At 66.3% G+C, this 4,490-nt stretch carries 2 protein-coding genes and 1 pseudogene; 2 read left to right on the forward strand and 1 reads right to left on the reverse strand.

All coding sequences use genetic code 11. The features are described from left to right. Positions 1-379 (reverse strand): annotated as a pseudogene (locus ACOJSN_RS04495) (transposase); the annotation flags it as partial. A 467-nt stretch (positions 380-846) separates the two neighbouring features. Here ACOJSN_RS04495 and ACOJSN_RS04500 point away from each other — a divergent pair. Together ACOJSN_RS04500 and ACOJSN_RS04505 are read left to right on the forward strand one after the other, a co-directional pair. Then, positions 847-2,238, forward strand: coding sequence for an ABC transporter substrate-binding protein (locus tag ACOJSN_RS04500; protein ID WP_420111316.1), 1,392 nt, complete (start codon positions 847-849; stop codon positions 2,236-2,238). Between the two features lie 117 nt (positions 2,239-2,355). Next, a complete protein-coding gene (locus tag ACOJSN_RS04505) occupies positions 2,356-3,669 on the forward strand; it encodes an NtaA/DmoA family FMN-dependent monooxygenase (protein ID WP_420111317.1) in 1,314 nt (437 codons plus the stop codon). Positions 3,670-4,490: the final 821 nt, after the last annotated feature.

Genomic DNA, 4,490 nt, shown 5'->3' on the forward strand with positions numbered 1-4,490 from the left:
CGCAGGACCCGACAGATCGACTCGACCGCGTGGCCCTCGACCCGCAGCTCGTCGATGAACGCGACGATCAGCGATTGCGGGGGTCGAGTTCCCCCGCGAAGAAAATCGAGGCCCGGCGGAGGATCTCGTTATCTTCCTCGAGCCGGCGGACCTTGGCCTTGAGGTCCTTGATCTCAGCCAGCTCCTCGGACGTGGCGCCCTGGCGCTGCCCGCCGTCGACCTGGGCCTGGACGACCCAGCGACGCACGGTCTCCTTCCCGAGCCCCTCGCGGCGAGCGACGGACTCGGCGGACGCGGTCAGCGACGGGTACTCCGGCAGGTGCTCCAGCACCTGCCGCACGCACCGCTCCTTGACCGCGGGATCGATCTTCTTCGGCATGGTTCGCATCCTTCCAACTCAAAAGGAGGCGGCATCAAACCTGGGGCGCTTCAATTCGTGCACGAGGGGCAGGTCGCGCTTGCCGCAGAGGCGACGTCGGCAGCGCTCGAACCAGCCGCGCACCGACCCAGAGTCGAGATCGCCCGTTCGGGAGAACAGCCGCCGCCCGGAGTCGTCGCGGATCGACGTGATTGTTACAAGATAGATACATAGAGGGCATTGTCCACATTGAACCTTTCTGCCATCGTGGGGGCAGCAGTACAGGCGAGCCGACGCAAGCGGTCCAGCCGCCCCCGTCGTCGCCCGTCGTCGTCGGGATGCCGCTGACGCTTCAGCGCCGGTGCAAGACATCGGTAGCAACGCACCTCTTCGGAGGCCACCCCAACCCATGCTCACTGCAAACGTGACGGTGCGGATGCAGGCATGAACCATGCGACATCACGACAAGGAGACCGATCGTGCCGACGATGCCTCAGACCCCCCGCCCTCAGTTCCTCACGCCCAACCTCTCGCGCCGTCGGTTGCTCCAGATGAGCGCCGCATCTGGCGTCACAGCGGCGTTGGCCGCGTGCAGCACCGCTAGTGGCGACGGAGGATCCGGTCAAGCCCGGACCACCATCACGGTGGCCAATGTGGCCAACCCCGTGACCGAGGACCTGGCAGAGCTGACCAGGTCGGAGTTCGCAGCGCTCCATCCCGACGTCGATGTCAGGTTCTCCTCCCTGCCCGAGACCGAGCTGCGCGAACGCGTGTCCCGAGACGTGGCAACCGGCGGAGGGCAATTCGACGTGCTCGCCCTGGGCCCGTACGAGACGTCCCAGTACAGCGCCGAGGGCTGGCTCGCAGACCTCCGTCCCATGATGGACGAGACACCCGAGTATGACCGAGAGGATCTCATTCCGGCGGTCTTGGAGACGCTCTCGACCGGCGATCAGGTGTGGGCCGCCCCAGTCTATGCGGAGTCAGCCATGCTCATGTACCGCACCGACATCCTCGACGAGCACGGCATCACGATGCCGCAGAAGCCGACCTGGCAGGACGTGGCACAGATCGCGCGCGATCTGCACACTGACGACGTCGCCGGCATCGCCGGCAGTGGGCTGCCGGGCGAGAGCCAGGTTCCCCTGATGGCGATGATCTATGCCTTCGGCGGACGCATCTTCACACCGGACTGGGAACCGACCTTCGTCGAACCCGAGACCTATGAAGCCATCGAGTTCTATGTCGACCTCATGCAGACGGTCACTCAGCCCGGGGTCGCGAGCGCGGGATTCAACCAAACTCTGTCCGCCTTCACCCAGGGCCAGACGGCCATGTTCATGGGTGCAACGGTCGCCGGCAACACGATCGAGGACAGTTCACAGAGCAGCGTCGCAGGCAAGGTTGGCTACGCGGCCGCGCCCCACTACCGGAGCCCATTCGGGGGCTGGTACTGGTCGTGGGCTCTGGCTATACCCGAGTCCTCCACGAAGAAGGAAGCGGCCTGGAAGTTCATCTCTTGGGCAACGAGCAAGGAGTACATGCAGTTGGCGGGCGAGACCTATGGGTGGCACGCCGTGCCACCGGGCACACGTACCTCCACCTACGCGATCACCGACTACCGGGACGCAGCGCCGTTCGCCGACATCACCCTGGAGCAGTTGGAGATGGTCAGCAGCGACGTGCTCAGCAAGCCCACCGCGCCACCACAGCTTCCCGCCGCGTACTTCGAGTTTCCACAGTGGACCGATGTGTACATGCCCATGACCCAGGAGCTGGCTTCAGCCATCACGGGCCAGAAGAGCGTCCGCGACGCGGTCGATGCCATGCAGCAGACCACGGAAGAAACGATGCGGCGTGCCGGCCTCTGGACAGGCTGACACCCGGGCCGGCCCGTGAGGACCGTGCAACAGAGCGCCCCGGCGAGCGCGGCCGCCGCGCCCTGGCACTTGGCCGGCCACGCCAGACCTATCCGAGCAACCGCCTGAAGAAGCGTATTGGAGCATGCGATGACTAGACGACAGATGCACCTGATCTCCGTTTTCACGACAGGAGCGGAGGTCGGGACCTGGACGCATCCGTGGGCCGAGAACGCGTATCGCGACGCTGCTTGGTGGGGACGGATCGCCCAGACCCTGGAACGCGCCAAGTTTGACGCGATGTTCTTCGCCGATGCCCAGGCGTTCTACGGCGACGTCAATCCCCGCAAGGGCGGTGACTTGTTCCTGCTGGACCCCACCGTGCTGGCGGCATCCATCGCGGCGGTGACGGCGCGCCTGGGACTGGGGCTGACGGTCTCGACGAGTCTGTTCAACCCCTACGGCATCGCCCGTTCCTTGGGCACCCTCGACGTGCTGAGTCAAGGTCGCGTCGCGTGGAACGTCGTGACGTCCGCGTTCGATGAAGAGGCGCGACGGCACGGCATGGATGGCCTGCTACCCAAGGACCAGCGCTACGACCGTGCCGATGAGGTCGTGGAGGCCTGCCTCAGATTGTGGAACAGCTTCCCTGAGGATGCCTACCTCGCCGACAAGGCATCCTCGACGTTCCTCGACCCCTCGAAGCTGCAGCCGTTCGAATACTCGGGCACATACGTCGGGACGAAGGGGCCGATCTCCACGCCCCCTAGCCCCCAGGGACATCCGGTGGTCATGCAGGCTGGATCATCGCCCCGCGGCCGCGACTTCGCAGCGCGCTGGGCCGAGATCATCTTCACCTACCAGCGCACGGCTGAGTCGATGCAGGCGTTCCGCGCGGATATCGACTCACGGCTCGCCCAGTTCGGGCGCGCAGGCCAACGGGTCCTGATCGTGCCGCAGGTTCAAGCAATCGTCGGAGAGACCGAGGGCATCGCTCGCGACAAGCGTGAGTACCTCCTCTCTCTGATCGACGAGGAGGCCGCCCTGCTGCGGGCAAGTCACACGACCAAGCTCGATCTCCTGACGATGGATCCGCAGGCGAAGATCGGCGACATCGACACGGCTGGGTTGTCCCGCGGCGGCACCATGGACACGTTCCTCACTGCCATGGCCGTCGATGACCTTACCGTCATCGAGGCCGCTCGCCGCTACGGCTTGAACGATCTCGGCCCCCAACTCGTGGGCACGCCGGTCCAGGTTGCCGACCAGCTGGAGCACATGTTCGAGGCGTGGGGCAACGACGGCTTCGCCTTCCGGAACTCAGCGCTGCCCACATCAATTGATGATGTCGCCCGAGCGGTCGTCCCCGTGCTGCAAGAACGCGGCGTGTTCCGCACCGAATATGAAGGATCCACGCTGCGCGAGCATCTGGGTACCGCAGTATCCGGATGAGGTCGTGGGTGGCCACGGTGGTTGTCGACGTCGACAGCCACCGCGCCCGCCAACGAGAGCGTCGCCGGGTCCGAGCATCTAGCGCTCCATTGGAGGCCTCGCTGATCCGACAGGCCGCGGCAGGCCTCGCCGATCGGTGCTCTCCCGCACGCCGCGCGCAGTAGTGGAGCGGCCCGAAGCCGCGTGCTGGCGGCATCGGTGCCGACTCCGGGGAGCGCGCACCACCTTTGGTGAAAGCCGTCGCGGCCCGCCTGGAACCTGTCCTCCATCGAGGCGGCCAGACGTGGCGCCCATCCCTGCCCGGGGGGCCAAGAACGCAGATCGCCTGCTCGAGGCACGGTGGGATCCGCGCGAGCCACAACGGGCGCGGAAGATGACCGCGGTCTGGCTGACCGTCTGCGGGCCGGCTAGCGTGATCGTGATCGTGTCTGCCGAGAGGTCACGACCGATGAGCGATCGCGTGAGGCCCGGCAGCGGGTCCGGTGAGCCTCGCTGACGATGAGCGTTCCGATGGGTCCGGAGCCCAGATGCGCAGGTCCGGACCCCTGAGTGCGCGTGCCAGCGTCATGGCGCGGTGGCGTCAGTGCGTGCCCACACGATCACCGTAGGGAGCTCAGCCGGTCTGGGATGTGGATGCCCGCTCCGTTCGATGTCCGTCGCCGACGCCTACCGTGCCGAACGCGTCTCGAGGTACTCGACCGCGGCGTAGCGCCCCGCGTGGAAGACCAGTGGCTCACCGGCCTGCGGTCCACCGGCCTCGAGTCGGCTCACCCCGACGACGACGATCAGGTGGTCTCCCCCGGCGTACTCCTCGACGATCT

Origin of the sequence: Pseudactinotalea sp. (assembly GCF_048594945.1) — a bacterium.
Classification (GTDB): Bacteria; Actinomycetota; Actinomycetes; order Actinomycetales; family Beutenbergiaceae; genus Pseudactinotalea.

Bases quoted from the DNA above. Each gene is read 5' to 3' on its own strand.
- ACOJSN_RS04500 (WP_420111316.1), top strand. From the start codon at position 847: ATGCCTCAGACCCCCCGCCCTCAGTTCCTCACGCCCAACCTCTCGCGC.